The organism is Streptomyces sp. NPDC058683 (assembly GCF_042716195.1).
GTDB lineage: Bacteria > Actinomycetota > Actinomycetes > Streptomycetales > Streptomycetaceae > Streptomyces.
In genome coordinates, this window is sequence record NZ_JBHXSK010000062.1 from 1 (window position 1) to 25,880 (window position 25,880).

At 70.1% G+C, this 25,880-nt stretch carries 23 protein-coding genes; 15 read left to right on the forward strand and 8 right to left on the reverse strand.

Annotation, left to right across the window (positions count from 1 at the left end; translation table 11 throughout):
* Nucleotides 1–43 precede the first annotated feature (43 nt).
* A complete protein-coding gene (locus tag ACFWXC_RS44845) occupies nucleotides 44–916 on the reverse strand; it encodes a VOC family protein (protein ID WP_384488600.1) in 873 nt (290 codons plus the stop codon).
* Between the two features lie 258 nt (nucleotides 917–1,174).
* On the opposite strand from ACFWXC_RS44845, the gene ACFWXC_RS44850 reads away from it, so the two are divergent.
* Nucleotides 1,175–1,567: a carboxymuconolactone decarboxylase family protein gene (locus ACFWXC_RS44850; RefSeq protein ID WP_384488602.1), complete on the forward strand. Its 393-nt coding sequence runs from the start codon at nucleotides 1,175–1,177 to the stop codon at nucleotides 1,565–1,567.
* Nucleotides 1,568–1,723: 156 nt separating this feature from the next.
* Nucleotides 1,724–2,962 carry a cytochrome P450 gene (locus ACFWXC_RS44855; protein ID WP_384488604.1) on the forward strand — a complete coding sequence of 413 codons (1,239 nt, stop codon included), beginning with the start codon at nucleotides 1,724–1,726 and terminating at the stop codon, nucleotides 2,960–2,962.
* Between the two features lie 100 nt (nucleotides 2,963–3,062).
* Here ACFWXC_RS44855 and ACFWXC_RS44860 read toward each other — a convergent pair whose 3' ends face one another.
* The 5 genes from ACFWXC_RS44860 to ACFWXC_RS44880 form a co-directional block, all read right to left on the reverse strand.
* Nucleotides 3,063–3,821, reverse strand: coding sequence for an enoyl-CoA hydratase/isomerase family protein (locus ACFWXC_RS44860; protein ID WP_384488606.1), 759 nt, complete (start codon nucleotides 3,819–3,821; stop codon nucleotides 3,063–3,065).
* 58 nt (nucleotides 3,822–3,879) lie between these two features.
* Nucleotides 3,880–4,713 (reverse strand): mycofactocin-coupled SDR family oxidoreductase, encoded by an 834-nt coding sequence (locus ACFWXC_RS44865; protein ID WP_384488607.1) that lies wholly within the window; start codon nucleotides 4,711–4,713, stop codon nucleotides 3,880–3,882.
* Nucleotides 4,714–5,076: 363 nt separating this feature from the next.
* Nucleotides 5,077–6,534: an MFS transporter gene (locus tag ACFWXC_RS44870; protein WP_384488609.1), complete on the reverse strand. Its 1,458-nt coding sequence runs from the start codon at nucleotides 6,532–6,534 to the stop codon at nucleotides 5,077–5,079.
* A gap of 334 nt (nucleotides 6,535–6,868) precedes the next feature.
* On the reverse strand, nucleotides 6,869–7,639 hold the full coding sequence (locus ACFWXC_RS44875) for an SDR family NAD(P)-dependent oxidoreductase (protein ID WP_384488611.1): 771 nt from the start codon (nucleotides 7,637–7,639) through the stop codon (nucleotides 6,869–6,871).
* Nucleotides 7,636–9,174 carry a long-chain fatty acid--CoA ligase gene (locus ACFWXC_RS44880; protein WP_384488613.1) on the reverse strand — a complete coding sequence of 513 codons (1,539 nt, stop codon included), beginning with the start codon at nucleotides 9,172–9,174 and terminating at the stop codon, nucleotides 7,636–7,638. Before ACFWXC_RS44880 ends, ACFWXC_RS44875 begins: the two co-directional genes overlap by 4 nt.
* Nucleotides 9,175–9,339: 165 nt before the next feature.
* Between ACFWXC_RS44880 and ACFWXC_RS44885 the strand changes: the two genes are divergently transcribed.
* The 6 genes from ACFWXC_RS44885 (at nucleotide 9,340) to ACFWXC_RS44910 (ending at nucleotide 16,398) form a co-directional block, all read left to right on the forward strand.
* A complete protein-coding gene (locus ACFWXC_RS44885; protein ID WP_384488615.1) occupies nucleotides 9,340–10,152 on the forward strand; it encodes an enoyl-CoA hydratase/isomerase family protein in 813 nt (270 codons plus the stop codon).
* On the forward strand, nucleotides 10,149–11,207 hold the full coding sequence (locus tag ACFWXC_RS44890; protein ID WP_384488617.1) for an alcohol dehydrogenase catalytic domain-containing protein: 1,059 nt from the start codon (nucleotides 10,149–10,151) through the stop codon (nucleotides 11,205–11,207). Before ACFWXC_RS44885 ends, ACFWXC_RS44890 begins: the two co-directional genes overlap by 4 nt.
* Before the next feature lies 1 nt (nucleotide 11,208).
* Complete coding sequence (locus tag ACFWXC_RS44895; protein WP_384488619.1) at nucleotides 11,209–12,363, forward strand: acyl-CoA dehydrogenase family protein; 1,155 nt, start codon at nucleotides 11,209–11,211, stop codon at nucleotides 12,361–12,363.
* Nucleotides 12,364–12,441: 78 nt separating this feature from the next.
* Nucleotides 12,442–14,439 carry a pyruvate dehydrogenase complex E1 component subunit beta gene (locus ACFWXC_RS44900; RefSeq protein WP_384488621.1) on the forward strand — a complete coding sequence of 666 codons (1,998 nt, stop codon included), beginning with the start codon at nucleotides 12,442–12,444 and terminating at the stop codon, nucleotides 14,437–14,439.
* Nucleotides 14,440–14,524: 85 nt separating this feature from the next.
* A complete protein-coding gene (locus ACFWXC_RS44905) occupies nucleotides 14,525–15,223 on the forward strand; it encodes a TetR/AcrR family transcriptional regulator (protein ID WP_384488623.1) in 699 nt (232 codons plus the stop codon).
* A gap of 146 nt (nucleotides 15,224–15,369) precedes the next feature.
* Nucleotides 15,370–16,398, forward strand: coding sequence for a hypothetical protein (locus tag ACFWXC_RS44910; RefSeq protein ID WP_384488625.1), 1,029 nt, complete (start codon nucleotides 15,370–15,372; stop codon nucleotides 16,396–16,398).
* Nucleotides 16,399–16,542: 144 nt separating this feature from the next.
* On the opposite strand, the gene ACFWXC_RS44915 is transcribed toward ACFWXC_RS44910, so the two are convergent.
* Nucleotides 16,543–18,204, reverse strand: coding sequence for a flavin-containing monooxygenase (locus ACFWXC_RS44915; protein ID WP_384488626.1), 1,662 nt, complete (start codon nucleotides 18,202–18,204; stop codon nucleotides 16,543–16,545).
* A 289-nt stretch (nucleotides 18,205–18,493) separates the two neighbouring features.
* On the opposite strand from ACFWXC_RS44915, the gene ACFWXC_RS44920 reads away from it, so the two are divergent.
* The 5 genes from ACFWXC_RS44920 (at nucleotide 18,494) to ACFWXC_RS44940 (ending at nucleotide 22,272) form a co-directional block, all read left to right on the forward strand.
* Nucleotides 18,494–18,886 (forward strand): carboxymuconolactone decarboxylase family protein, encoded by a 393-nt coding sequence (locus ACFWXC_RS44920; protein WP_384488628.1) that lies wholly within the window; start codon nucleotides 18,494–18,496, stop codon nucleotides 18,884–18,886.
* Nucleotides 18,887–19,000: 114 nt separating this feature from the next.
* The gene (locus ACFWXC_RS44925) at nucleotides 19,001–19,741 is read left to right on the forward strand and encodes an SDR family NAD(P)-dependent oxidoreductase (protein WP_384488630.1); all 741 of its coding nucleotides are present in this window, start codon (nucleotides 19,001–19,003) and stop codon (nucleotides 19,739–19,741) included.
* Nucleotides 19,742–19,858: 117 nt separating this feature from the next.
* Nucleotides 19,859–21,046, forward strand: a complete 1,188-nt coding sequence (locus ACFWXC_RS44930) for an NAD(P)/FAD-dependent oxidoreductase (RefSeq protein WP_384488632.1) — start codon at nucleotides 19,859–19,861, stop codon at nucleotides 21,044–21,046.
* Between the two features lie 19 nt (nucleotides 21,047–21,065).
* A complete protein-coding gene (locus ACFWXC_RS44935; protein ID WP_384488634.1) occupies nucleotides 21,066–21,260 on the forward strand; it encodes a ferredoxin in 195 nt (64 codons plus the stop codon).
* Between the two features lie 70 nt (nucleotides 21,261–21,330).
* Nucleotides 21,331–22,272, forward strand: a complete 942-nt coding sequence (locus tag ACFWXC_RS44940; protein ID WP_384488636.1) for an SDR family NAD(P)-dependent oxidoreductase — start codon at nucleotides 21,331–21,333, stop codon at nucleotides 22,270–22,272.
* A 42-nt stretch (nucleotides 22,273–22,314) separates the two neighbouring features.
* On the opposite strand, the gene ACFWXC_RS44945 is transcribed toward ACFWXC_RS44940, so the two are convergent.
* On the reverse strand, nucleotides 22,315–23,484 hold the full coding sequence (locus ACFWXC_RS44945; protein ID WP_384488711.1) for an acyl-CoA dehydrogenase family protein: 1,170 nt from the start codon (nucleotides 23,482–23,484) through the stop codon (nucleotides 22,315–22,317).
* A gap of 76 nt (nucleotides 23,485–23,560) precedes the next feature.
* On the opposite strand from ACFWXC_RS44945, the gene ACFWXC_RS44950 reads away from it, so the two are divergent.
* Both ACFWXC_RS44950 and ACFWXC_RS44955 read left to right on the forward strand, forming a co-directional pair.
* Nucleotides 23,561–24,715: a CaiB/BaiF CoA transferase family protein gene (locus tag ACFWXC_RS44950; RefSeq protein WP_384488638.1), complete on the forward strand. Its 1,155-nt coding sequence runs from the start codon at nucleotides 23,561–23,563 to the stop codon at nucleotides 24,713–24,715.
* Entirely contained in the window at nucleotides 24,712–25,860 is a 1,149-nt protein-coding gene (locus ACFWXC_RS44955) for a thiolase family protein (RefSeq protein ID WP_384488640.1), read from the forward strand. Before ACFWXC_RS44950 ends, ACFWXC_RS44955 begins: the two co-directional genes overlap by 4 nt.
* Nucleotides 25,861–25,880 lie beyond the last annotated feature (20 nt).

The window sequence follows — 25,880 nt, forward strand, 5'->3', positions numbered from 1 at the left end:
CCCCACGGCCCGAGGCCGTGGGGCTCGCGCGTTTCACGGTCGCTCAGCCGGCCGGCTGCGGCGGCGGCGTGAAGTGGTGCCCCCAGAAGGCACCGTCGGTGATCTCGTACACGGGGACCGGCTCCGGCACCTTCAGACCGTTCCAGCCGAACTCGACGGCGTAGTTCTCCGGTGACCACACGTAGAACGACACCATGTGGTCGTTGGTGTGCTTGCCGAGGCTGTGCATCATCGGCACCTCGTACTTGCCGGCCCGGTCCAGGGCGCGTCCGACGTCGTCCAGCGTCGCCGCCTCGACCATGAAGTGCAGCAGCCGCCCAGGACCCGGCATCGGAGTGACGCCGAGGGTGTGGTGCCGGGGATTGCAGCCCATGAACCAGGTCGTGCCGCCCGGCGAGCGCATCGTGTTCCGCTCGATGAAACCGAGCACGTTCACATAGAACTCGAAGGTGGTCCGCGCGTCCTCGGCAGAGACGATCGCGTGCCCGAACCCCATGTCCCCGGTGACGAACTTCGACATCAGGGGGGTGTGCACGGGCACATGGTCGAGAACGGTGCCGTAGAAGAGCTCGACCGGGTTGCCGCCCGGGTCGTTGAACTTGACGAAGCCGGTGACCTTCCGGTCCGCCGCCTCGGCCTCGGTGCCGGGCGTCACCTTGATCCCGGCCTTCTCGACGTCCGCGACCAGGCGTTCGAGCTCCCGCTCGTCCAGGACCTCGAAGCCGATCGCCGTCATGCCGGGCTGGGCGCCCGGGGAGACCACGATCCGAGCCGGGTAGTCGTCCATCCGGAAGGACAGCGACTCGGCATCGCCGCCCTCGACCGGCATGAGCCCGAGGAAATCGGCTCCGAAAGCCTTCCACTTCCCGATGTCGTTGGACTCGAGCCTCAGGTACCCGAGCGAGTGAACTCCCATCTGACCCTCCCCTTCGCACTGGTCAGTCCAGGGCGGCCAGGGCCCCGGTTTCTCCACATGCGCGACGGTAGGCGCTCCGGTGTGCCCGCCGCCGGTGCCGTCCCACTGACCGGGAGAGACGGGACCGATCGACACCGGCCGGGCGGGACCGCGCTGGGCTGGGCGGATCCGTTGTGTCATCCACGCGACGTTTATTGTATCGACCGGCTATTCTAATTTTCGCTCGGAGGATGCGAAGCAGCGCAACGGGAGCGAGTCATGACCGACAAGGGCGTCGAGGGAACCGCCGATCTCAGGGCCGCGGGCTGGAAGGCCATGCGAGCGGCCCTGCCCGGTGTCTTCCCCGAAGGGGATATCGACCTGCGCGACGGGCGCATCGGCGAAGACCTCGTCGACATCGGCCTCACGAGTGTCTGGGCGGCACTGTGGGCTCGCGAGGGACTGACCCCGCGTGATCGGAGCCTGGTCACCCTGGGCATCCTCATCGCCCTCGGCGCGGAGAGCGAGCTGAAGACCCACGTCCGCGTCGCGCTGACCAACGGACTGACCCGGGACGAGATCGCGGAGGTCGTCTACCACTCCAGCGGTTACACCGGTTTCCCGCGCGCGGTGGCCGCCCGTACCGCCGCTCGCGAGGCGTTGCAGGGCTGACTGCCCGGCCGTCGCGCCGTTGCCGCGCCTCCGGTCCCCTCGGTTCGACGCCGAGTCCGAGGTGTGTGCCCACGTGCCGGCCGTCCGACTGGCGGAGCAGTCGCCGTCCCGCCCTGATTTTCCCCCGTCCCCCCACTCCCACCTGGAGGAAAGACCATGGCCGAGGCCGACATCGAACCCGCCCTCGACGAACAGATCTACGACTACCAGGACGACCGGGACGGCAAGTGCCCGTTCGCCCCGCCGCCCGGACTGCGCGCCCTGAACGAGAAGGCTCCCGTGACCCGCGGACGGATCTGGGACGGCAGCACGCCCTGGCTCGTCACGGGCCATGCCGCCCAGCGCGCGATACTCTCCGACCCGCGGGTGAGCTCGGACGACAAACAGCCCGGATTCCCGCTCCCCAACCGGGCGATGGCGGAGAACGTCCAGCACTATCCGCTGACCATCTTCAACGCGGACGGCGAGGACCACAGCCGCATCCGCCGCATGATGACCCGGCCGTTCACCCGCCCGCGGATGGAGGCGCTCCGGTGGGACATCCAGCGGTTCACCGACGAGCTGATCGACAAGATGCTGGCCGGGCCCAAGCCGGTGGACCTGGTGACCGCGCTGTCCCTGCCGCTGCCGTCGCTGATGATCTGCGCGCTGCTCGGAGTGCCGTACGAGGACCATGACTTCTTCCAGGAGCATGCCTCCTTCGCCACCCGCAGCGACAAGACCGCGGAGGACGACCGGCGGGCGAACGAGGCGCTCGGCGGATACCTGGCGGCGTTGCTGCAGACGAAGATGGAGACGCCCGGCGAGGACGTGCTCTCGGACTTCGCCGCGCGGATCAACGGGGGCGAACTCACCCTTCCCGAGGCGACCCTGCTCTCGATGATCCTGCTGATCGCCGGGCACGAGACCAGCGCCAACATGATCACGCTGGGCACCGCCCTGCTGCTCGAAAACCCCGAGCAGCTGGCCCGGTTGCGCGCGATCGACGACACGAAGGCCGTCGCGGGCGCGGTCGAGGAGATCCTGCGCTATCTGACCGTCGCCCAGTTCGGGCAGCGGCGGATCGCCAAGGAGGACTTCGACTTCGAGGGCGTGCGGATCGAGGCGGGCGACGGCATCGTCGTGCCGCTGCCCGCCGGGAACTGGGATCCGACGGCGTTCCCCGAGCCGGAGAAGCTCGACCTGGACCGGAAGGCGAGCCATCACCATGCCTTCGGCTGGGGCGTCCACCAGTGCCTCGGCCAGCAGCTCGCCCGGATCGAGCTCCAGGTCGTCTACGGCACCCTCTACCGCCGCGTCCCGACCCTGCGCCTCGCGGTCGATCCCGACGAACTCGCCTTCCGGCCGGCCGACGCGCTCGCCTTCGGCATCAAGGAGCTGCCGGTCACCTGGTAGTCGGGGCTCTGGTCCCGCCTGGCGGTAGCGCTGCGGGCACTCGCACCGGGTTGCTGGTCCGGCCCCTACGGGCGGGACCAGCAACCTCGTCCGCTCCGTCTCAGTGCTGGTACGGCTTGTCGGCCAGCGTCAGGCCCTCCAGCGCCAGCCCCAGAGTCGTGCCCTCGTCCAGACGGCGGGCGAGTCGCTGGCGCAGGGCGAGGGGTGTGAGCCTCAGCAGCAACGGCGGCCTGGCGGCCAGTCCTTCGGCCAGCTCCAGCGCCCGGGGGAGGACTTCGGCGGGCGGGAGGACCTCATTGACCATGCCCAGCCGGAGTGCTTCTTCGGCCTGGATGACCTGCTGGGTCAGTGCCGCGTAACGTGCGCGGTTGATGCCGAGGATCTCCTCCCAGACGACGTGGACTCCGTCACCGGGCACCACCTCGCCCGCGAGGTGCGGGAAGTCCTGGAAATACGCGGTGTCCGAAGCGATCGTGAGGTCGCCCAGCAGGACCCATTCCGAATGGATGGTCGCGGGCCCGTTGATCGCCGAGACGATCGGCATCGGGAGGTCGACCAGTACCCGCAGTACCTGGCGGCCCTCCCAGTAGATGTCGTCCCAGTGCAGCGGTTTGAAGGCCTGGCGGTCGTCGTTCGGGTCCATGTCGGTCATGAAGCGGTCCCCGGTGCCCGTGAGCACCAGGACCCGGTTCTCCCGGTCGTCGGCGATCTCCCTGAGGACACGGGGGAAGTCACGGTGCAGCCGGGCGCTCAGCGGGGCGGGCCCGCCGTCGCCGTGCAACCGCAGGGTCAGCACGCCGCTCTTCGAACGCTCGACGGCGAAGTCGGGAAAGGCCTGGAAATACGGTGGAGTCTCCATGCGGGAATCCTTGGGTGCGGGGAACCGACGTGGATGAGGACGAGTGCCGACGCCGGTGTCAGCGGATGCTGAACCCGGCGTCCAGCGGCCATTGGATGCCGGTGATGAACCGTGCCTGTTCCGAGACGAGGTAGGCCACGGCGCCGGCCACGTCCTCGGGCTGGAGAATCTCGATCGGCAGGGCGTTCTGCATACCCGAGATGAGGTTGTCGTCGCCGTCGGAGGCCTGCGCCATCAGCCTTTCCATGGCCTCGTTCTGGGTCATGCCACTGAGCACCCCGGTGGGATGGATGGTGTTGACCCGGATCCACTCCGGGGCGAGCGCACCGGCGAGGTTCTGCATCAGACCGACGAGACCCCGTTTCGCGGCGGTGTAGGCGATGCCGCTGGTGTTGAGGGAGGGCGTGCCCTTGAGCCCGGCCGACGAACTGGTGATGACGATCGAGCCCCCGCGACCGCCGGCGCGCAGTGCCGGAAGGGCGACCCGCACGGTGTGGAACACGCCGGTGAGGTTGACGTCGATCACGTCGTTCCAGTCCGCGAGGACGTCCTTGGACTCGTCCCCGAGCCGGATGATGCCGGCATTGGCGATGACGATGTCCAGCCGGCCGAACTTCGTGTACCCCTCGTCGAAAGCGGCTTGCAGGGCCGTGAAATCCCGTACGTCGCACTTGCGGGCGACGATGCGGCGCTTCTCCTCCTCGACCAGCCGAACCGTTTCGGCGAGATCGTCCTCCGTCGCGTTCGGATACGTCATCGTCGGGATGTCCGCGCAGATGTCGACTCCGATGATGTCGCATCCCTCGCGGGCGAGCCGTACCGCGTGGGCGCGCCCCTGCCCCCGGGCGACTCCCGTGATGAAGGCGACCTTTCCCGCAAGGTCCTCGGACATCGTCTCTCCTTCGGAACGATCGGCCGGCGGACGCGGAGCCCCGGTCCCGGGGAAACCGGACGCCGAAGTGCCGTGCCCCACAGGAAGCCGGTCCTGGAACGGGTGCTCAAGGCAGTGTCATCGCCGGTACGGCGGCCCCGGCGGCGGATGTCCGCTGAGCGGAACGGAACCTCCCGGGCAGGACGGCTCCGCATCGGACGCCGGTGGCCGGCATGGCGTACCCGGCCGGCACGGGTACGGGCCCCCGCGCCGCGAGGGGCGGTGCGGGGGCCCGTTCGGGCCACGGTACGGTCGAGGTCCTCCGCTCGTGCCGGCCTCATGGTCCTGGGACGAGCGCTCCGACGGTCACGCCGGGGGACGTGATCAAGCGGCCTGGCCGACCTCCGCGTCCTGGAGACGCTCGGCCTTCGGGATCAGGGCGACACACAGTCCGCCGAGGGCGCAGCAGCCGACGACCAGCCACATCCCGTTGGTGAACCCCTTGTCGAGGTAGAACTGAGTGCCCTTCAGGACCATTCCGTGCTGTGTCATCACCACATAGGCCAGCTGGGAGACGATGATCTGCGCCACGCCCTGAGCGAGGTTCTGCGCGCCGTTGGCCAGAGCCTGCTCCTCGGGGCTGACCACTTCGATGATCATGATGGGGACGACGGCTACGACGATGCCGGTACCGAGTCCCGCGATCACACCCCAGGAGATGATCTCGGCGGCGGTGTGGTGGTACTGCGTGCCGATGCCGTAGCCGAGGACGGCCAGCGCGGCACCGACGGCCAGCAGGATCCGGCTGTCCGTGCGACGGGCGAGCGTGCCCGTCCCCACGGCACCCACGATGATCATGACGCTGATCGGGCTGGTGACGATGGCGTTGTGCGTTCCCGACCAGCCGAGGCCGTCGGAGACATGGGGGATGTTCGGCATCAGCACCAGCAGCTGGATCACCACACCGACGGCGCTGAGCGAACCGGCCGCCACGGAGGTGGCGAGCAGTGCCGTCCACACGGTGCGGCGCCGGGTCATGGCCAGCGGGAACAGCGGCTCGGTGACCCGGCGTTCGACCAGCAGGAAGGCGATCAGCACGACCGCCGCACCCACGACGAACCCGATGAACCTGCCGCTGCCCCAGCCCCAGTCCGAGCCCTCGCCGACGGCGTAGACGAGGAGGGTGACGCCGCCGCCGAGGAGGATTCCGCCGGCCCAGTCCATCCGGCCGCCGCGCTCGCGGACGGGGCTCTCCGGGACGAGGAACGTCACCAGGAGCAGGCTCACGGCCGTGCTGATCGCCATGAACCACAGAACGCCGCGGAAACCGTGGTTGTCGAGCAGCCAGCCGGACAGGAAGGGTCCGCCGAAGGCGACGAGACCCACACCGCCGGCCATGATCCCGTTGGCCAGCCCGACCCAACGGCGGGGGAAGACGTCACGGGTGATGGCGTAGCAGATCGGGGTGGCCGCCACGTAGATGCCCGCGATGCCGCGCCCGATCAGGAGCGTGCGGTAGTCGGTGGCGACGGCTGCGACGAGGTCTCCGACGAGGCCCAGCGCGGTGGCGACGACCAGGGCACGCTTCTTGCCGAACAGGGCCGCTCCCTTGACCACGAAGGGGAGGAAGAAGGTCCCGCTCAGCAGGGTCAGCAGGGTGAACCAGGCGATCTGGGTGGTCTGGAAGTGGATCGCGACCGCGGCCTGGGTGACGCCCGACAGCGCGGCCACGAGGGACACCAGCTGCACGGCCCACATCAGGGCGACGACGATGACCACGTTGCGCGGGGTCGAGCGGGATCTCTCCGACGTCTCGGGTGGTGTGATCTGTGTCTGGGACATGGAAGGGCCTTCCGTGGGTGAGCGGAGGTCCAGGGAGCGGCTCAGTTCCGGGCGGCGTGGGGGACGCTGGGAGCGGGATCGGTCCCTGTGGATGGTGTCGTTCCGAGTGACCGCCGCCCGTAAGAGGGGAGCGGCTCGGCTCTTGTCGCCGCCCTGACCGACCGTGTCGGTCGATGCGGTGGGCCCGGAAGAGCGGCGGCGCAGGGTGATGGTGCGGCATCTGCGGCGCGGGGTGCCGAGCCGTGCCCGTAAAATAGACCCAACGGTCGGTACAATCAATGGTTTGGTCAGGAAATGCGGTCGGTCGGCCGTGCGCGGCGCTGTGCTGCGGCCGTCACCAGGCCGTCCAGCCTCCGTCGACCGTGACCGTGGTGCCGGTCATGAAGCGGGAGGCGTCCGAGGCGAGGAAGACCGCGGCGCCGCCCAGCTCGTCGGCTTCACCGACCCGGCCCAGCGGAGTTCCGCGGACGATCCGTTCGCCCCAGCGGCTGTCGAGCAGGCCGGAGCTGAGATCCGTGCGGAAGTAGCCGGGCGCCAGGGTGTTGACGCGCACTCCGCGCTCGGCCCACTCGACGGCGAGCGCCCTGGTGAGCGCCTCGACGCCGCCCTTGCTCGCGGCGTACGCGGCGATCCGTTCGAAACCGGTGCCGGCGTGCACCGACGAGACGTTGACGATCGACCCGGAGCCCTGCTCCAGCATCACCTTCCCGGCTTCGCGGCAGCAGTAGAAGGTGCCCGCCAGGTTCACGTCGACGACCCGCTGCCAGTCCTCGTCGGTGACGTACTCGCTGCGGGTGAAGTGCGGACTGATGCCTGCGCAGTTGACCACGACGTCGAGGCGGCCCGCCCACTCGGTGACGCGGTCGACGGCCGTCCGCACGGCGGCCGAGTCGGAGACGGAAGCGGGCACGGCCAGCACCTTGCCGCCCTGGGCCGACAGTTCGTCGGAGAGTTGCTCCAGATCGGCGGCCGTGCGTGCCGTGACGGCCAGCGTCGCCCCTGCCTGGTGGAGAGCCACCGCCATGGCGCGGCCGAGGCCCTTTCCGGCACCGGTGACCCATACGGTCCTGCCGTCCAGGCGCAGTCGGGTGTTCACGTCGGTCATGCCTGCTCCTCCGTGGGGATGTCGCGCAGGGTCCGCTTGAGGACTTTGCCGGAGGGGGTACGGGGAAGCGCGTCGACGACGTCGAAGCGGGTGGGCACCTTGAACTTGGCCAGGCGGGCCCGGCAGAACTCGCCCAGTTCCTCCGGCCCGGCCGTGGTACCCGGCCGGAAGACGACGAAGGCGCGGGGGACCTCACCCCAGCGGGGGTGGGTGAGGCCGACCACGGCGGCTTCCAGGACGGCGGGGTGTTCGTACAGGACCCGCTCGACCTCTGGCGTGGCGATGTTCTCCCCGCCGGAGACGATCATGTCTTTCTTCCGGTCGTCTATATAGAGGAAGCCGTCCTCGTCGACGTGCCCGATGTCGCCGGTGTGGAACCAGCCGTCCTTCAGGGCGGCGGCGGTGGCCCGCTCGTCGCGCCAGTAGCCGGCGAAGACCTTCGGGCCGCGCAGGGTGATCTCGCCGAGCTGGCCCGTGGGGGCTTCCTCGCCGGAGTCGCCGACGATGCGGACCCGGGTGTGGGGCACGGGGCGGCCGACGGATCCGAGTTTGGCCAGGGAGTGCGCACGGTCCAGGAAGGTGTCGCCGGAGACGGTCTCGGTCAGGCCGTAGGCGTCGGCGAACCAGGCGTTGGGGAAGGCGGTCGTGATCCGCCGCAGCACCGGCTCGGGGGTCTTCTCGCCGCCGCCCAGGACGAAACGTACGGACGCGGTGTCGTAGGTCTCGCGGTCCGGGACCTCCAGGACGGCGTTGACCATGGCCGGCGCCAACCAGACGTTGGTGACCTGGTGTTCTTGGATCGCGCGCAGCACGCCCTCGGGGTCGAACCTGCGCTGCAGGACGACCTTGCCGCCCGCGTACAGCACTCCGAGAGCGGGCATGTCCAGCCCTCCGACGTGGTAGAGCGGTCCGCAGACCAGCGTGGTGTCCGCCGCGGTCAGCCCGAAGTGCACGATGTGGGCGAGGTTCTTGGCCTGCACGTTCCCGTAGGTGAGACACACGCCTTTGGGCCGTGAGGTGGTGCCGGAGGTGTACATCAGACGCTGCAGGTCACCCGGGGCCACGTCCACCGGCTCCACTCGGGCGCCCTTGTGGCGGGCCAGCAGCTCCTCGTAACCCGTCCACGGCGGCGCGGTGGGATCGGCGTCGAGCTGGATCCGGTGCTCCAGGTGGCTCAGCCCCGGGTCGATCCGGGCCACGGCCGGGACGAACTCCGGCTCGGTCACGATCACCTTGGCACGGGCGTGGTCGAGGATGTACTGCCATTCGTCTTCGGACAGCCGGTAGTTCAGCGGCAGGAAAACCGCCCCGATCCGGTTGACGGCATACACCAGCTCCAGGAACTCCGGCCGGTTGTACAGCAGCAGCCCCACGATGTCACCCCGGCCCACGCCGAGTTCGGACAGGCCCGCGGCCAGCTGGTTGACCCGTTCGTGCAGCTCGCGCACGGTCAGGTGCCGTTCGTCCTGGACGACGGTCACGGCATCGGGCCGCTGGGCCAAGTGGTAGTCGAGGATGCTCGCGAAATTGTGCACGGCGACTCTCCCGTTCGGCGACCGGCATTGTCCCGACCGGTCAGTTGCCCACTACAATGTTTTCGTGTACTCATTGGTCTATAAAACCGTAGCCGCACTTTACGGCGCTCCGCTGCCACCTACAACCGCCGCGCGGAGCGTTTTCGGCCGAGCAGGAGGGTCTCTGTGCCACGTATTCGATGGGAGGCCGACGGACCGGTCGTGGTCCTCCGGCTGACGAATCCACCGATGAACGCCTTCGACTCCGAACAACGGCGCGAGCTGGCGGCGGTGGCCCGTGAGCTGGCCGACTCCCGCGACGTACGGGCCGTGGTGCTCTACGGCGGTGAGCGGCTGTTCGCGGCCGGTGCCGACATCCAGGCGCTGGCGGCGATGGGGCCCGAGGAGATACGAAGCTGGAACCGGGCCCTGCAACGGACCTTCGACGAGGTCGCCCGGCTGCCGATGCCGGTCGTCGCGGCGATCACCGGCTACGCGCTCGGCGGCGGCCTCGAACTGGCGCTGTGCGCCGACTACCGCGTCGCGGCCCGGGACGCCCTGCTCGGTCAGCCGGAGGTGCAGCTCGGCATCATGCCGGGATCCGGCGGCACCCAGCGGCTGACGCGCCTGCTCGGCCCGGCACGGGCCAAGAACCTGCTGATGACCGGTCGCCGGGTGGGCGCCGAGGAGGCGCTGCGGATCGGCCTGGTGGACGAGGTGGTCCCGGCCGACGAGGTGCTCGCCGCCGCCCTCGGCTACGCGAAGCGGCTCGCGGAGGGGCCCGCCGCGGCTCTGGAAGCGATCAAGGAGGCGGTGGACCACGGCGCCGACGCCGGCGTGTCCACCGGACTCGCCCTGGAGCGGTCCCTGTTCACCGGAGTCTTCGGCACCGCCGACGCGGCCACCGGACTTCGCTCCTTCCTCGAACACGGACCGGGAAAGGCGACGTTCGCAGGCCCCGGGCCGGACCACGACGACACGGAGGGAGGCAGGGCGTGAAGGCACTGCGCTGGCACGGTGCACGGGACCTGCGGCTGGAAGAGGTCCCCGACCCATCCCGGCCGAGGCCGCACGAGGCGGTCGTGGAGGTCTCCTGGTGCGGGGTGTGCGGCACCGATCTGCACGAGTTCCTCGAAGGCCCGCACATGATCCGCACCGGCCCGCACCCCCTCACCGGAGCGGAGCCGCCCCTGGCGCTGGGGCACGAGTTCAGCGGAACCGTCCTCGCGCTGGGCTCCGAGGTGCCCGGCATCGAGGTCGGCGACCGCGTGACCGCCGATCCCGTCTGGCGATGCGGCACTTGCTACTGGTGCGTGCGCGGCGAGTACCACATCTGCCCCAGGAGCGGTTCCGTGGGACTCGCCTCCGCCGGCGCGTTCGCCGAACGCGTCACCGTGCCGCTCGCCGGGCTGGTCCGCCTGCCCGGCAACGTCACCGACGAGATGGCCGCGCTCGCCGAACCACTGGCCGTCGGACTGCACGCGGTGACCCGGGCGGAAGTAGGACCCGGTGACAACGTGCTGGTGGTCGGCGGCGGACCGATCGGCTTCGCGGTCGTGCTCGCCGCCCGACTCGCGGGAGCCGCCGGGCTGTACGTGAGCGAGCCGCTGAAGGAGCGCCGGGACAAGCTCCTGGAGATCGGTGTCACGGAGGCGTTCGACCCGAACGAGACGGACGTACGCCGGGAGGTCTTCCTGCGCACCGGCCGTGTCGGCCCGGACGCGGTGATCGACGCGACCGGCGTGGCGGCGCTCGCGGGACAGGCGGTCGCCACCGTCCGGCGCGGCGGCCGGGTCGTCCTGGCGGGGGTCGGACACGGCAACGTCGAGATCGACATGGGGCAACTGGTCTTCTACGAGCGGGCCGTGCTGGGCACGCTCGGCTACAACTTCGACATCCCCCGCGTCATCGACCTGATGAGCACCGGGCGCCTGGACGCCTCACCCCTGCTCACCGGTCGGTTCTCGCTGGCACAGGGCATCGGGGTCTTCAGCGACCTGACTGTGGACCGGGCCCGGCATCTCAAGGTTCTGCTGACTCCCAAGGGGCTGTGACATGGATTTCGACCTGCCGGAAGAGACGCGCGCGCTGCAGGAGATGGTCCGCGAGTTCGCGGCCCGCGAGATCACGCCGCACGCCGCCGAGTGGTCCGAGAACGAGGAGTTCCCGACCCATATCTTCACCAAGCTCGGCTCGCTCGGACTGATGGGCATGCTGGTGCCCGAGGAGTACGACGGCGCCGGATCGGACCTGGTGTCCTATGTGGCGGTGATGGAGGAGCTGGGCGCCGCCGACCAGTCCGTGGCCTCCTCCTGGAACGCGCACTCCACGATCGCCACGCTGCCGCTGCTCGCCTACGGCACGGAGGAGCAGAAGCACCGCTGGCTGGCTCCGCTGGCCCGGGGCGAGGCCATCGGAGCGTTCGGCCTGACCGAGCCCGAGGCCGGCTCCGACGCGGCCGGCATCGCCACCACCGCCCGCCGCGTGGACGGGGGCTGGGTGATCAACGGCACCAAGATGTTCATCACCAACGCCGGTACGGACATCAGCCAGGGCGTGACCCTGCTCGCGGTGACCGGACGCGACGACGGAGGACGCAAGCGGTTCGCGACCTTCTACGTGCCGACGGACACGCCCGGCTACACCGTCGGCCGCAAGCTGAAGAAGCTCGGCTGGCACGCCATGGACACCCGGGAACTCGTCTTCACCGACTGCTTCATCCCCGAGGACCATCTCATCGGCGAGGAAGGCGGGGGACTGCGCCAGTTCCTGTCCGTCCTGGACAAGGGCCGGATCAGCGTGGCGGCGCTGGGCATGTCACTGGCGAAGGCGGCGCTCGCGCTCGCGCTCCAGCACGCCAAGGAGCGCGAGCAGTTCGGGCGTCCGCTGGCCGCCTTCCAGGCCGTGGCCCACAAGATCGCGGATCTGGGCACGGAGTTCGAGGCGGCCCGTTGCATGGTCTACCGCGCCGCCTGGCTCGCCGACCAGGGGCGTCCGCACGCCACGGAGGCGGCGATGGCGAAGCTGTACGCCTCCGAGGTCGCCAACCGCGCGGCCTCCCAGGCGGTGCAGATCCACGGCGGCTACGGCTACATGCGGGAGTCGGAGATCTCCCGCTTCTACGCCGACGCCAAGATCCTCGAGATCGGCGAGGGCACCAACGAGATCCAGCGCAACGTCATCGCCAGGGCACTGGTCGAGCGGGCGTGAGATCCGGGTGGCTCCGGCCCGTGGCGCGGGGCCGGACACCAGCTCCACAAGGGGACGCAGGAGTAGTGAGGACACACCATGACCGTGGCACCGCAGATGACCGCAGTGAGATCCACGCACGCGGAACAACTCCTTGAGATGTACCGGCGGATGAGCCGCATCCGCCGGTTCGAGCAGCGGGCGTCGGACCTGTACAAGGCCACGGAGATCCCCGGCTTCCTGCATCTGTCGATCGGGCAGGAGGCCAGCGCGGTCGGCGCCTGCTGGCCCCTTCGCGACACCGACGGCATCACCTCCACCCACCGGGGCCACGGACACGTGCTGGCCAAGGGGCTGGACACGGCGTCGATGATGGCCGAGCTGATGGGCAAGGAGGCGGGCACCTGCCACGGCCGCGGCGGCTCCATGCACATCGCCGACCCGGGTCTCGGCATCTACGGCGCCAACGGCATCGTCGGCGCGGGCCTGCCCATCGCCACCGGAGTGGCCACCGCCGCCAAGCTGCGCGACGCGGGGGACGTGGTGGTGGCGTTCTTCGGGGACGGCGCGGTCGCGCAGGGCATGTTCCACGAGGCGGTCAACCTCGCCGCCGTATGGGACCTGCCGGTCGTCTTCCTGTGCGAGAACAACCACTACTCGGAGTTCTCGCCCGCCGCCGAGCAGCACCGGGCGCCGCTCTCCGCCCGTGCCGCCGGATACGGGATCGGCTACGCACACGTCGACGGCAACGACGTCCTGGCGGTGACCGGGATCATGACCGACGTGGTGGAGCGGATCCGGCAGGGCGGGGGTCCGGTCCTGGTGGAGGCGGAGACCTACCGCTGGCACGGCCACTACGAGGGTGACCCGCAGCGCTACCGCAGCCCGGAGGAGGTCACCGCGGCCAAGGAACGCGACCCCCTGCTCGTGGCACGCCGGCATCTGGCGGCGGCCGGGGTGGACGCGTCCCGGGCCGACGCGGTGGACGAGGAGATCGACAAGGAGATCGACGCGGCGGTGGAGTGGGCGAGGAGCCTGCCCGAGCCCGCCCCGGAGACCCTCCACGACTTCGTCACCGCTCCGCGTACCGCCGTACCCGAACCGGCCCCGCTCCCGGACGAGGCCGAGATCTTCCGTTCGATGGACGCCGTACGGCTCGCCCTGGAGCACGAACTCGCCGCGGACCCCTCGGTGTTCGTGGCCGGGATCGACGTCGGCGCCGGCGGCAACGTCTTCGGGCTCACCCGCGGCCTGGCGCAGGCGTTCCCGGGCAGGGTGCGCGACACCCCGATCAGCGAGAGCGCGATCCTCGGTGCGGCGGTGGGTGCCGCCATGGCCGGGATGAAGCCCGTCGTGGAGATCATGTACATGGACTTCATCGGTGTCTGCCTCGACATGCTGCTCAACCAGGCGGCGAAGCTGCGCTTCATGACCGGCGGCCGTGCGTCCATGCCGCTCGTCGTCCGCACCCAGTTCGGCGCCGGCCGCTCCTCGGGCAGCCAGCACTCGCAGAGCCTGGAGGCGCTGCTCGCGCACATCCCCGGACTGACCGTGGTGATGCCTTCCAACCCCGCTGACACATACGGGCTGTTGAGGGCCGCGATCCAGGACCCCAATCCGGTCGTCTTCGTCGAGAACCGGCTGCAGTACGGCCTCAAGGGGCCACGGCCGCCGGCCGATCACCTGATCCCGCTGGGCCGGGCGAAGGTGGTGCGCGAGGGCACTGACATCACGCTCGTCTCCTGGTCCCGTATGGTGCAGGACTGTCTCGCCGCTGCCGAGCTGCTGAGCGCGGAAGGCGTCAGCGTCGAGGTCGTCGACCTGCGTACGGTGGCACCGCTCGACCGCGAGACCGTGCTCGCCTCCCTGGCGAAGACGAACCGTCTGGTGATCGCCCACGAGGCGGTCCGGGACTTCGGGGTCGGCGCCGAGCTGTCCGCGCTCGCCGTCGACGAGGGTTTCTGGCACCTGGACGCACCGGTCACGCGCGTGGCGCCGCCCCCGGTACCCGCCCCGTACGCGCCCTCCCTGGAGCGTGCGTGGCTGCCCTCACGGGACACGATCGCCGAGACCCTGCGCCGTATCGCCGCGATCTGAACCGCAATGGACCGAGTGATCCAAAACCCTTTCTCGCCCGACCCGTCCCGCGGCTTGCTGATCGCAGTCCCTAGAATGCTGAATCATGGCAAGACCACCAGGGCACGGACCGGGTTACGAGATCAAGCGTCAGGAGATCATCGACAAGGCGGCCGCGCTGTTCGCCGAGAAAGGGTACGCCGCCACCGGTATCGCGGAGGTGGGCGATGCCGCGGGGCTGGCCAGGGGCGCGCTCTATTACTACATCGGCTCGAAGGAGCATCTGCTTGTCGAGATCCAGGACCGGGTGATGCGCCCCATGCTCGCCGGCGTGCACCGGATCGCCGCCCTGGACGAGGATCCGGTGCTACAGCTTCGGCTGCTGTCCCAGACCCTCCTGGAGAACATCCTGGCCCGGCTGGACCATGTCCGGGTCTACGAACACGACTACCGGAACCTGCGCGGGGCCAACCGCACCCGCCTGCTGAGCCAGCGCCGCGAATTCGAGGATGTCGTCCAGCGGTTGCTCGTCGCCGCGATGGAGGACGGATCGTTCCGCAAGGCCGATCCCAGGCTGGCCACCCTGCAGTTCCTGAACATGCACAACCACACCTACCAGTGGATCAGGACGGGTGGCGAGTGGGACGCTCGGCGTCTGTCCCGGGAGTACTGCGCGACGCTCTTCTCGGGATTCGCCGGCCCCGGCCGCCGGTTCGACGACATCGAGGACCGTGTGAGCGACTTCCTCGCGAAACGGGAGACCGCCGCCCCCGTACCGATTCCGCGTTCCTCCGCCAAGGCGTGACGCGGGGGGCCGTCTCCTGTTCCGGGCGTTGCCTACCTCTGCGCGCGCCGATAGTGTGACGGGGATTTAATTCACCGACCGATCGGTCTAACCTCTTGTGTCCTGCTCAGCGGTGGGCGACCGCTCAGCACGAGGAGGGATGTTGAGTGGACTGGCGAACCGAGGCCGACGTGCTGATCGTGGGGGCCGGCACCACGGGCCTCTACCAGCTCTACCGTGCCCGGGCCGAGGGCTTCTCCGCGGTGCTGCTCGAGGCCGGCCTGGGGGTCGGCGGGATCTGGTACTGGAACAACTCCTTCGAGGCGCGCTTCGAGGCGGAGAGCAGTGTCCGCGGACACCTCTTCTCGGCAGAGCTGGGAGCCGCTTGGGAGCGGCCCGAGGAAGGCGCCGGACAACCGGTCATCGAGGGCTATCTCAACCATCTGGTCGACCGTCAGGACCTGCGCCCGCACATCCGGTTGGGCGTCACGGTGGGGTCGGCGGTCTACGACGACCCGACCGGGACCTGGTCGGTGCTGACCGGCGACGCCGTCGAGTACCGGGCACGCTTCCTGGTCGCCGCCACCGGAGCCCTCCCGGCGCCCGGCCGTCTCTGTACGGGCGGCCGGCAGCAGGCCGGGGCCGGACACCGCAAAGGCCGGGACGTCGGGCGGGCGCACCGGGTCGCCCGCCAGGAGCCGTCCGCCTCGCACGTCCCGGAGAACCGCTCGTCCGCGTTCAGCGACAGCGGTGTGTGCGCGGGAGGTCTCATCGTGGCCGGGGACGACGCGTTCAGCGGCGGCACGCTGAAGCGGCTCGGGGTGCGGGGCCGGGACGGACTCAGGCTGGCGGGCTACTGGGCGGACGGCCCGCGGAGCTATCTCGGTGTCATGACCGCGGGCTTCCCGAACTTCTTCTTCCCCGGTGGCCCGCACTGCGCACCCGACAACCCTCGTCATCCCGGCGATCAGGTGGACTTCATCACCGGTGCCCTCGTGCGGGCCCGCGATCACCGGCGGGACGTCGTCGAGGTGGGGCTCGCGGCCGAGGAGGAGTGGACGGACCTGATGGCCGGGGCGCCAGTCCCGTGGCGGCCGTACCCGTTGCCGGGATCGCCCCTGGGAGGGCCGGCCGACGAGACCGTGGGCGACGTGTACGGGGCGTTCATCTTCTCCGAAGCCGCGCGGGCGGCCTGATGCGGGACCTTCGCGTTGCCGCGCGCGCCGTGGTGTGAGCGGCGGGATCCGGCCGACGGATCCGCGTGGCCGTACGCACGCGCACGACGGTGCCCCAGGATCCGTTTCCCGGGGCACCGGCGTGGTCGTGGGGGAGCGCGGGTGTCACGCGTCTGCCGCGAGGCCCGCCTTCGCCAGGTCGAAGGTGTTGAACTCGTTCTCCCGGACCTCCTGGATCAGCTCCTGGAGCTTCCACCGCCCGGTGGGGTTCAGCAGCTGGCTGACCGCCTTGCCCGGGATGTTGGCCCCGTAGAAGTAGCTGGCCTTCTGGAAGATCGACATGTTGTCGCTGTTGTTCATGAGGTCGGTCCACTCCTGCTCCGCGGCGGCCTTGACCTCGATCACGTTGTAGCCCTGCTTGTACGCGTGCAGCAGCGCCTCGTGCGCGAAGTCCACCTGGTCGCCGGCGTAGCGCGGGTTGTTGCCGAGTGCGCCGTGCGGGCCGCCGGGGAAGAAGAAGTTGGGGAACCCGGCCGCGGCGATCCCGAGATAGGTACGCGGGCCGTTCGCCCAGTGCTCCTCCAGCGCCAGACCCTGGCGTCCGCGCACCCCCAGGCGGTTGAGCGCGCCGGTACCGAAGTCGTAGCCCGTGCCCCAGATGACGATGTCGAACTCACGCAGGCCCGCCGAGGTCTCGATGCCCGTCTCGGTGAACCGGACGATGGGCTCCTCGGGCAGGGAGACGAGCGAGACGGCCGGCTTGTTGTACGCCTCGAAGTAGCCGGTGCCGAACGGCGGGCGCCGGGCGCCGTAGCCGCCGTCGGTGGGGATGAGCTTCTCCGCCGTCGCGGGGTCCTTCACGATGCCGCGGATCTTGCCGGCCATGAAGTCGCACCACTCGGCGTTCACCGTGGGATTGAACGTCATGTCGCGGTAGTGCTCGGTCAACTTCGTGAAGCCGGGGCTGTTCCAGACCTTCTCGTAGAACTCCTGGCGCTCCTCGGGGCTGACGTCCGCGCCCATGACCGGATTCATGGTGTGCAGGAACCCGCTGGGAGAGGTGTCGAGGGTGTCCCGGATCCGCTCGTAGTCCGCCTTGAGCCCGGCCTGCTCCTCGGCCGTGATCGGCCTGTTGTTGAGGGGCGTGACCCAGTCCGCCTTCATCTGGAAGACGGTCAGGGAGGCCACCTCGTCGGCGATGGCCGGCACGATCTGGACGCCGCTGGAGCCGGTCCCGACGAGCGCCACCCGCTTGCCGGTGAAGTCGATCGGCTTCTTGGGCCAGCGACTGGTGTGGTGCTGCTCGCCCCTGAAGTCCTCCCGGCCCGCGATGCCGGGGATGAAGGGGACCGAGAGGTTTCCGGTGGCCGCGACGAGGAAGCGCGTCCGGACCGTGGTGCCGTTCTCGGCCGTCACCGTCCAGGTGCCGGACGGCTCGTCGAAGACGGCCGAGGTCACCTTGGTGTTGACGGCGATGTCACGCCGCAGGTCGAACCGGTCGACCACGTGGTTGAAGTACCGCTCGATCTCCGGCTGCCCGGCGTACTGCTCCGACCACTCCCACTCCTCCCACAGCTCCTTGGAGAAGAGGTAGCCGTAGGTGTAGCTCTCGGAGTCGAAGCGCGCCTCGGGATAGCGGTTCCAGTACCACACACCGCCGACGCCGCTGCCGGCCTCCCACAGCCTCGCCGAGAGACCCGCCTCGCGAGCCCGGTACAGCTGGTAGATGCCGGTGACACCCGCGCCGATGACCACGACGTCCAGCAGGTCGGCCGGATCGGCCTGACCTCCGGGTGCCGCGGCCGCCGTCTTCGTCGTCTTGCTCATCTGCCCTCCACAGTGCACAGGGGGCTGCTCCGCCCGCGTGAGCCCGAGTTTTATATGTCGACCGATCGATCGAATATTGAGGTGAGAGTAGAGCAGGGCCCTGACTCGATCAATGGCCGTGCCGTGGGGAGATGCCTGCGGGCGGTGGTCGACCCTCTGAATGTCTGCCGCGAACTCCTCCGCGGCCTGGCGACAGGTGATTCCTGTCCTGGTCGTTGATTATACCGACCGATTGGACTAACTTTCGGAGCGCGGGGAGGACACAGTGTCGTGCCAACAGGAGTCGCCCATGACGGCCAAGAACGCCGAAGAGCCGACCGGCCTGCGCGCTGCCGGGCTCAAGGCCATGCGAGACGCACTGCCCGGTGTGTTCCCGGACGGGGACATCGACCTGCGGGACGGGCGCCTCGGTGAGGAACTGGTCGAGATCGGCCTGACCAGTGTGTGGGGATCCCTGTGGGCGCGTGAGGGGCTCGGTCCGCGTGACCGCAGCCTGGTCACCCTGGGAATCCTCATCGCGCTGGGCGCGGAGACCGAACTGCGGACCCACTTCCGGATCGGCGTCACCAACGGTCTGACCCGGGACGAGATCGCCGAAGTCATCTACCACGCCAGTGGTTACGCGGGTTTCCCGGCCGCGACGGCGGCCCGGAACGCCGCACGGGAGGCCCTCCCCGACTGACGGGGGGCGGTGCTCCATGGGGCGCCGGACGCATGCACGGGGTGCATGGCCGGCCGAGCGGCGGGGTCTGTCGGAGGCCTGTCGCGCGGTGTCACACGAGCGAGGAGCAGGGGTATGTCATTGCAGGGAAAGGTCGCCGTCGTCACCGGCGGCGCCCGGGGTATCGGCCAGGCGGTCGCGACGGTACTGGCGGCGCAGGGTGCGAAGGTCGCGGTGTGGGATCTGGATCTCGGTGGGGCCGAGAAGACCGTCACCGCGATCCAGGAGGCGGGTGGAACGGCGATCGCCGTAGGCGGGGATGCGGCCGAGGCCACTGCCGTGGCCTCGGCGGCGGCCCGGACCCGGGCTGAGCTGGGCCCCGTCACGATCCTCGTCAACAACGCGGGGATCACCGCTTACCAGCCGTTCACCAGCATCGCCGAGGATGCCTGGGACCGCATGATCGGCATCAATCTCAAGGGGCCGTTCCTGGTCACCAAGGAGCTGGTGCCCGACATGCTGGAGGCGGGCTGGGGGCGCATCGTCAACATCTCGTCCTCGTCCGCGCAGACCGGTGCGCCGGCCATGGCCCACTATGCGGCCTCCAAGGGCGGGGTCATCGGCCTCACCCGGGCGCTGGCCATCGAGTTCGCGGACAAGGGCATCACCGTCAACCACGTGCCCCCGGGCTTCATCGACACCCCCCTGGTGCGCCAAGGGCCGATCGACGTGGACGCGGTCGCGCTGACGATGCCGATGAAGCGGGCCGGCCGGCCCGAGGACGTCGCCTACGCGGTCGCGTATCTGGCCTCCGAAGAAGCCGGATACGTCACGGGACAGACCCTCAGTACCAACGGCGGACGCTATCTCGCATGACATCCGCCTGTCTCTTTATTCTTTAGACCGTCTGGTCTATTTTGAGGGAACGTATGAAGCAACATCGGAGTCAGCCATGAGGATCGAGCACGGTGTCCAGGCCGCCGGGGTGAGCGCATGACCGCCCCCGGACGGATCCTGGTGGTGGGCGCGTCGGCGTCCGGACTCACCACGGTGGAGTCGCTGCGACGCAAGGGATACACCGGCGAGGTCGCCGTGATCGGCGACGAGCCGCACGCGCCGTACGACCGGCCGCCCCTGTCCAAGCAGGTCCTCTCCGGCGCGTGGGAACCGCAGTGGGCGACGTTGCGCACGGAGGAGATCCTTTCCGGCCTCGACGCCGACTTCGTACTCGGCGACGAGGCGATCGCGCTGGACGCGGCGGCCCGGACCGTGCGCACCGCGTCCGGACGGGAACTGTCCGCGGACGCGGTCGTCCTCGCCACCGGCGTCCGGCCTCGAACGCTGCCCGGTCAGGACGGCCTGGCGGGTGTTCACGTGCTCCGGGGACTCGACGACGCACTCGCCCTGAAGGCGGAGCTGCGCCCCGGCGCGCGGCTGGTCGTGGTCGGCGAGGGCGTGCTCGGGTCGGAGATCGCGGCCACCGCGCGCACGCTCGGACTGGAGGTCACCCTCACCGGTCCGCTGTCCGCGCCGATGGCCCTGCAAGTGGGCCCGATGGTGGCCGGGCTGCTGGCGGAACTCCACCAGGAGCACGGCGTACGACTGCGGTTGGGGGCCGGGGTCGCGGGGCTGAGCGGCCGCGACGGGCGGGTCGCCGGGGTGCAGCTGAGCACCGGGGAGACCCTCGCGGCGGAGGTGGTCGTCGTCGCCATCGGTGCGTCCCCCGCGACCGAGTGGCTGTCGGACAGCGGCCTGACCCTGGACAACGGGGTCGTGTGCGACTCCCGTTGCCGTGCGGCGGACGGGATCTACGCGGTCGGTGACGTGGCCCGGTTCCACCATGAGAGCTACGACCGCCTGATGCGTCTGGAGAACCGTACGAACGCCACGGAGCAGGCCGCGGCCGTCGCCGGTGTCCTTCTCGGCGAGGACCGGCCGTACGTGCCCGTGCCCTACTTCTGGACCGACCAGTTCGAGGCGAAGCTCCAGGTCCACGGGCTGCTGCCCGTGGACGCCGACGTGGAGGTCGTCGAAGGCGAAGTGGCGGCCCGCCGGTTCGTCGCCCGGTACTCCAGCGAGGGCGCGGTGACCGGGGTGCTGGGCTGGAACATGCCCAAGCAGACGCGCCTGCGCCGCCAGGAGGTCGTCGACGCCCTGCACACCCCCGTCCCCACCCCCTGAGACGAATGGGAGAGATTGCATGAAGGTCCTCATCGACGAGGAGAAGTGCGTCGCCGCCGGACAGTGCGTGAACGCTTCCCCGGACGTCTTCGACCAGCGTGACGAGGACGGCATCGTCGTCCTGCTGCACGAGAACCCGCCGGCGGAGCTGGCGGACGACGTCCGTAACGCGGCGGCGGTGTGCCCCGCGCTCGCCATCCGCATAGAGGAATAACCGGCCGTGGCGGCCCGGGAGACCCGGAAGTCAGACACGGCGGGACAGCGCAGTACGACAGGAGTCACCCATGAGTGAGTTCAGCTTCGAAGGACGTGTGGCCGTCGTCACCGGCGCGGGGCGGGGTATCGGGCGGGCCCATGCCCGTCTGCTGGCCGAACGGGGAGCGAAGGTCGTCGTCAACGACCTCGGCGGATCGATGGCGGGCGAGGGGGCCGACGCCGGTCCGGCGCAGCAGGTGGCCGACTCGATCGTCGCGGCCGGCGGCCAGGCCGTCGCCGACACCAACGACGTCTCCACCGAGGCGGGCGGCGAGGCGATCATCGGCTCCGCGCTGGACGCCTTCGGCCGCGTCGACATCGTCGTCAACAACGCCGGCATCATCAGGTGGGCGGGGCTGCCCGAGGTCGACCTCGACAACCTCGAACGCCATCTCGCCGTTCACCTGCTCGGCTCGTTCAACACCATGAAGGCCGCCTGGCCGCACTTCGTCGAGCAGGGGTACGGCCGGGTCGTGCTGACGACGTCCGCCGGTCTGTTCGGCCTCGACAACAACCTGTCGTACGCGGCGGCCAAGGGAGGCGTGGTCGGTCTGGCCCGCAGCGCGCGGCTGGCCGGCGAACCGCACGGCATCAAGGTGAACGTGGTCGCCCCGGCCGCGCTGACCCGCATGGGCGGCATCGAGGACGAGGCCGCGGCCGAGGCCGCCGCCCAGCAGGCGGGCATGCCCTCGGAGGCGGTGTCGCCGCTCGTCGCCTATCTCGCGCACGAGGCCTGCCCGGTCAATGGCGAGATCTACGCGGCGGGCGCCGGCCGCTTCGCGCGCTTCTTCATCGGGTCCACACCCGGCTATGTGCACGAGGACGGTCCGGCCACGATCGAGGACGTCGTGAAGAACTGGGACGTGATCAACGACGAGAAGGACTACTACGTACCCGGGGACCTGATGGCGTGGACCGGCGCCTTCCTCGGGCACCAGTTCAGCGAGAAGCCGGGCGCCGCGTCCTCGTAGGCGCTCGCCCGGTTCGGCCTGGACGCGCGCGGGGACAGCCGCTCAGGTGTCCCCGCCGGGCTTCGGTCCGGCCAGGTCGCGGCCGATGATCTCCTTCATGATCTCGGTCGTTCCGCCGACGAGTGTCTGCACGCGTGCGTCGGCGTACGCCCGTGAGATCCGGTACTCGTCCATGTAGCCGTAGCCGCCGTGCAGTTGGAGACAGGCGGCGACCACCCGGTTCTGGAGTTCCGTGGCCCACCACTTGGCCTTGGCCCCGGTCACGGCGTCGAGGGTACCCTCGTTGAGGTCGAGGACGCAGCGCTCCAGATAGCCGCGGGTCACCTCGACCTCGGTGGTCAGTTCGGCCAGCCGGAACCGGGTGTTCTGGAAGTCGGCGAGCCGCCGCCCGAACACCCGGCGCTCCCGTGTGTACGTCACCGTCCAGCGCACGGCCGCCTCCGCCGCCACCACCGCGCGCCAGGCGATCGAGAGCCGCTCCAGGGGGAGTTGGGCGGTGAGCTGGCCGAAGCCCGCGCCCTCCTCGCCCAGCAGGGCTTCCGGAGGCAGCCGCACGTCGTCGAAGTACAGCTCGGCGGTGTCCTGGGCGTGCAGGCCCAACTTCCTGAGCTTGCGCCCTCGTTGGAATCCCGGTGCCGTGGACGGTACGAGGAACAGGGAGAGCCGGGAGCGGCCGGCCGCCTCCCCGGTGCGGGCGGCCACGATCACCAGATCGGAGCTGGAACCGCTGGTGATGAACGTCTCGGCGCCGTTGAGGACCCAGTCCGTCCCCTCGCGTCGCGCGGTGGTGCGTATCCCGCGCAGGTCGCTGCCGCCGCCCGGCTCGGTCATGGCGATGGACGCGACCGCCTCGCCCGCCGCCATGCCGGGCAGCCACCTTTCCTGCTGCTCGTCGGTCCCGAACCCGACCAGGTACGAGGCGACGATGTCCTCGTTGATCGAGAAGCCGGAAGCCAGGGCGGCCGCCCCGACCTCGGCCAACTCCTCCTGGATCACGCACCGGAAACGGTAGTCGCCGGCGCCCGCCCCGCCGAACCGCTCGGGTACGCGCAGTCCCAGCACACCCGCGGCGGCCGCCGCCTTCCAGACGGAGCGGTCGATGAGGCGCGCCTCCTCCCACTCCTCCAGATGCGGGGTCACCGAGCGCTCGACCAGGCTGCGCACGGTCCGGCGGAACGCGGTGTGGTCGTCCTCGTAGAAGCTGTACGGCATCGCCCGCTCCTCCCAGGTCATTATCTAAAACCGTTAACTGATATACCCTATGGCGCGAGTCATCATAGGAGGACCGATGTCAGCGGTTCCACCCCTCGGCGACGTGCGGGTCCTGGAGTTCCTGGGCCTGGGGCCCGGGCCGTTCGCGGGCATGCTGCTCGCCGATCTGGGGGCCGACGTACTGGCCGTCACCAGGCCGCGCACCGCCAGGCCCGCGCTGGCGGAGAACCGGCCCGTAGTCGAACTCGACGTCAAGTCGGCCGAAGGGCGCCAGGAGGCGCTGCGGCTCGCCGAGCGGTGCGACGTCCTGATCGAGGGCTTCCGGCCCGGCGTGATGGAGCGGCTGGGGCTGGGGCCGGAGAAGGTGCGAAAGGTCAACCCACGGCTGGTCTACACGCGCATGACCGGCTGGGGACAACACGGCCCGCTCGCCCCGACGGCGGGGCACGACATCAACTACATAGCGATCACCGGTGCTTTGCACCACGCCGCACGGCAGGGCGAGGTACCCACCCCGACCGCCAACCTGCTGGGGGACTTCGGCGCGGGCGGCATGTATCTGGTGATGTCCGTCCTGGCCGCACTCCACGAGCGTGCCCGTACGGGAGCGGGCCAGGTGCTCGACATTGCCATCGTCGACGGAACGACCTACCTCACGGCCATGCTGCACGAGTACCGGTCCAGGGGCACCTGGTCGGACGTCGCCGGCACCAACAGGCTGGACACCGGGGCGCCTTACTACGACGTCTACCGGTGCGCCGACGGCGGGCACGTGGCGATCGGTGCCCTGGAGGCGCCGTTCTTCGCGGCACTCGTGGAGCTGCTGGACCTCGACCCCGCGTGGACCGACACACGCGAGGACCCCCGCGTCTGGCCCGAGTTGCGCCGGGAGATCGAGCGGGCCGTACGACGGCGCACGCGGGACGAATGGGCGGCCGCGGCCGAGAAGACGGACGCCTGCCTGAGCCCCGTGCTGAACTTGGCGGAAGCCGCCGGCCATCCGCACCTGCGCGCCAGACACGCGCTGGTGCCCGCGCCGGACGGCCGGACGGGATGGCGGCCGACGCTGGGCGGCCGGCGGTTCGCGGGTGCACCGTCGGCGTCGTCGGTGGAGGACACGCTCGCCCGGTGGCGGGCGGACGAGCCCGGGGCGGTCCGGCGCTCTGACGGGCCCTGCGGGCCCGATCGGGTGGACACGCGGAACCTGCGATGTGGGAGCGAGGAGAGATGACGGCACGTCAGGCAGTGATCGTGGACGCGGTGCGCACTCCCATCGGGAAGCGCAACGGGGCGCTGAGCGAGGTGCATCCCGTCGACCTCTCGGCGGTCGTCCTGCGCGCGCTCGTGGAGCGCAACGAGGTCCCGCCGGAGTACATCGAAGACGTGATGTGGGGATGCGTCACGCAGTTGGGGGACCAGTCCAGCAACATCGCCCGGTTCACGGCGCTCGCGGCCGGCTGGCCCGAGAGTATTCCGGGCGTCACCTTCAACCGGGCCTGCGGCTCCAGCCAGCAGGCCGTCGAATCGGCGGTGCACGCCGTCGTCGCGGGCGCCTACGACTGGGTGATCGCGGGAGGCGTCGAGTCCATGTCCCGCGTGCCGCTCGGAGCCGCCCGGCAGACCGGCCTGCCCTACGGGCGGACCGTGCTGGACCGCTACCGGACGGACCGGCTGGAACAGGGCACCGGGGCCGAGATGATCGCCCGCAAGTGGGGACTCGACCGGCACCGACTGGACGAGTACGCCTCGCGTTCGCACACGCTGGCCGCCGCCGCCATCGACGCGGAGGTCTTCGACGAGCAGTTGGTCACCGTGCCCGCGGCGCCGGATCTGAAGCAGGACGAGGGACTGCGCCGGGGCACGTCGCCCGAGACCCTGGCGAAGCTCAAGCCGTCCTTCGAGGAGGACGGGGTCATCCACGCGGGCAACGCCTCCCAGATCTCCGACGGAGCCGCCGCACTGCTCATCACCACGGCCGAGCTGGCCCGCCGTCACGGACTGCGCCCGCTGGCGACGATCCGTGCGGGCGCGGTCGTCGGGGACGACCCGGTGATGATGCTGACGGCGCCCATCCCCGCCACCCACAAGGTACTGCGGCGGGCCGGCCTGTCGATCGGGGACATCGGTGCCTTCGAGGTCAACGAGGCCTTCGCCCCGGTACCGCTCGCCTGGCAGAGCGAGCTGAAGGCCGACCCGGACCGGGTCAACCCGCTCGGCGGCGCCATCGCGGTAGGACACCCGCTCGGCGCGTCCGGTGCCGTCCTCGCCACCCGGCTGCTGCACCACATGCGCCGCCACGGCATCCGGTTCGGCCTCCAGACCATGTGCGAGGGCGGCGGCACCGCCAACGCCACCGTCTTCGAGCTCGCCGACTGACATGACCGGAACGCGGACAC

What these genes read in the sequence shown, in the direction of transcription:
- ACFWXC_RS44900 (WP_384488621.1), top strand. Translation starts at nt 12,442, where the DNA reads ATGACCGTGGCACCGCAGATGACCGCAGTGAGATCCACGCACGCGGAA.
- ACFWXC_RS44895 (WP_384488619.1), top strand. Translation starts at nt 11,209, where the DNA reads ATGGATTTCGACCTGCCGGAAGAGACGCGCGCGCTGCAGGAGATGGTC.
- ACFWXC_RS44925 (WP_384488630.1), top strand. Translation starts at nt 19,001, where the DNA reads ATGTCATTGCAGGGAAAGGTCGCCGTCGTCACCGGCGGCGCCCGGGGT.
- ACFWXC_RS44940 (WP_384488636.1), top strand. Translation starts at nt 21,331, where the DNA reads ATGAGTGAGTTCAGCTTCGAAGGACGTGTGGCCGTCGTCACCGGCGCG.
- ACFWXC_RS44930 (WP_384488632.1), top strand. Translation starts at nt 19,859, where the DNA reads ATGACCGCCCCCGGACGGATCCTGGTGGTGGGCGCGTCGGCGTCCGGA.
- ACFWXC_RS44950 (WP_384488638.1), top strand. Translation starts at nt 23,561, where the DNA reads ATGTCAGCGGTTCCACCCCTCGGCGACGTGCGGGTCCTGGAGTTCCTG.
- ACFWXC_RS44935 (WP_384488634.1), top strand. Translation starts at nt 21,066, where the DNA reads ATGAAGGTCCTCATCGACGAGGAGAAGTGCGTCGCCGCCGGACAGTGC.
- ACFWXC_RS44845 (WP_384488600.1), bottom strand. Translation starts at nt 916, where the DNA reads ATGGGAGTTCACTCGCTCGGGTACCTGAGGCTCGAGTCCAACGACATC.
- ACFWXC_RS44875 (WP_384488611.1), bottom strand. Translation starts at nt 7,639, where the DNA reads ATGACCGACGTGAACACCCGACTGCGCCTGGACGGCAGGACCGTATGG.
- ACFWXC_RS44850 (WP_384488602.1), top strand. Translation starts at nt 1,175, where the DNA reads ATGACCGACAAGGGCGTCGAGGGAACCGCCGATCTCAGGGCCGCGGGC.
- ACFWXC_RS44915 (WP_384488626.1), bottom strand. Translation starts at nt 18,204, where the DNA reads ATGAGCAAGACGACGAAGACGGCGGCCGCGGCACCCGGAGGTCAGGCC.
- ACFWXC_RS44855 (WP_384488604.1), top strand. Translation starts at nt 1,724, where the DNA reads ATGGCCGAGGCCGACATCGAACCCGCCCTCGACGAACAGATCTACGAC.
- ACFWXC_RS44920 (WP_384488628.1), top strand. Translation starts at nt 18,494, where the DNA reads ATGACGGCCAAGAACGCCGAAGAGCCGACCGGCCTGCGCGCTGCCGGG.
- ACFWXC_RS44955 (WP_384488640.1), top strand. Translation starts at nt 24,712, where the DNA reads ATGACGGCACGTCAGGCAGTGATCGTGGACGCGGTGCGCACTCCCATC.
- ACFWXC_RS44905 (WP_384488623.1), top strand. Translation starts at nt 14,525, where the DNA reads ATGGCAAGACCACCAGGGCACGGACCGGGTTACGAGATCAAGCGTCAG.
- ACFWXC_RS44865 (WP_384488607.1), bottom strand. Translation starts at nt 4,713, where the DNA reads ATGTCCGAGGACCTTGCGGGAAAGGTCGCCTTCATCACGGGAGTCGCC.
- ACFWXC_RS44860 (WP_384488606.1), bottom strand. Translation starts at nt 3,821, where the DNA reads ATGGAGACTCCACCGTATTTCCAGGCCTTTCCCGACTTCGCCGTCGAG.
- ACFWXC_RS44870 (WP_384488609.1), bottom strand. Translation starts at nt 6,534, where the DNA reads ATGTCCCAGACACAGATCACACCACCCGAGACGTCGGAGAGATCCCGC.
- ACFWXC_RS44945 (WP_384488711.1), bottom strand. Translation starts at nt 23,484, where the DNA reads ATGCCGTACAGCTTCTACGAGGACGACCACACCGCGTTCCGCCGGACC.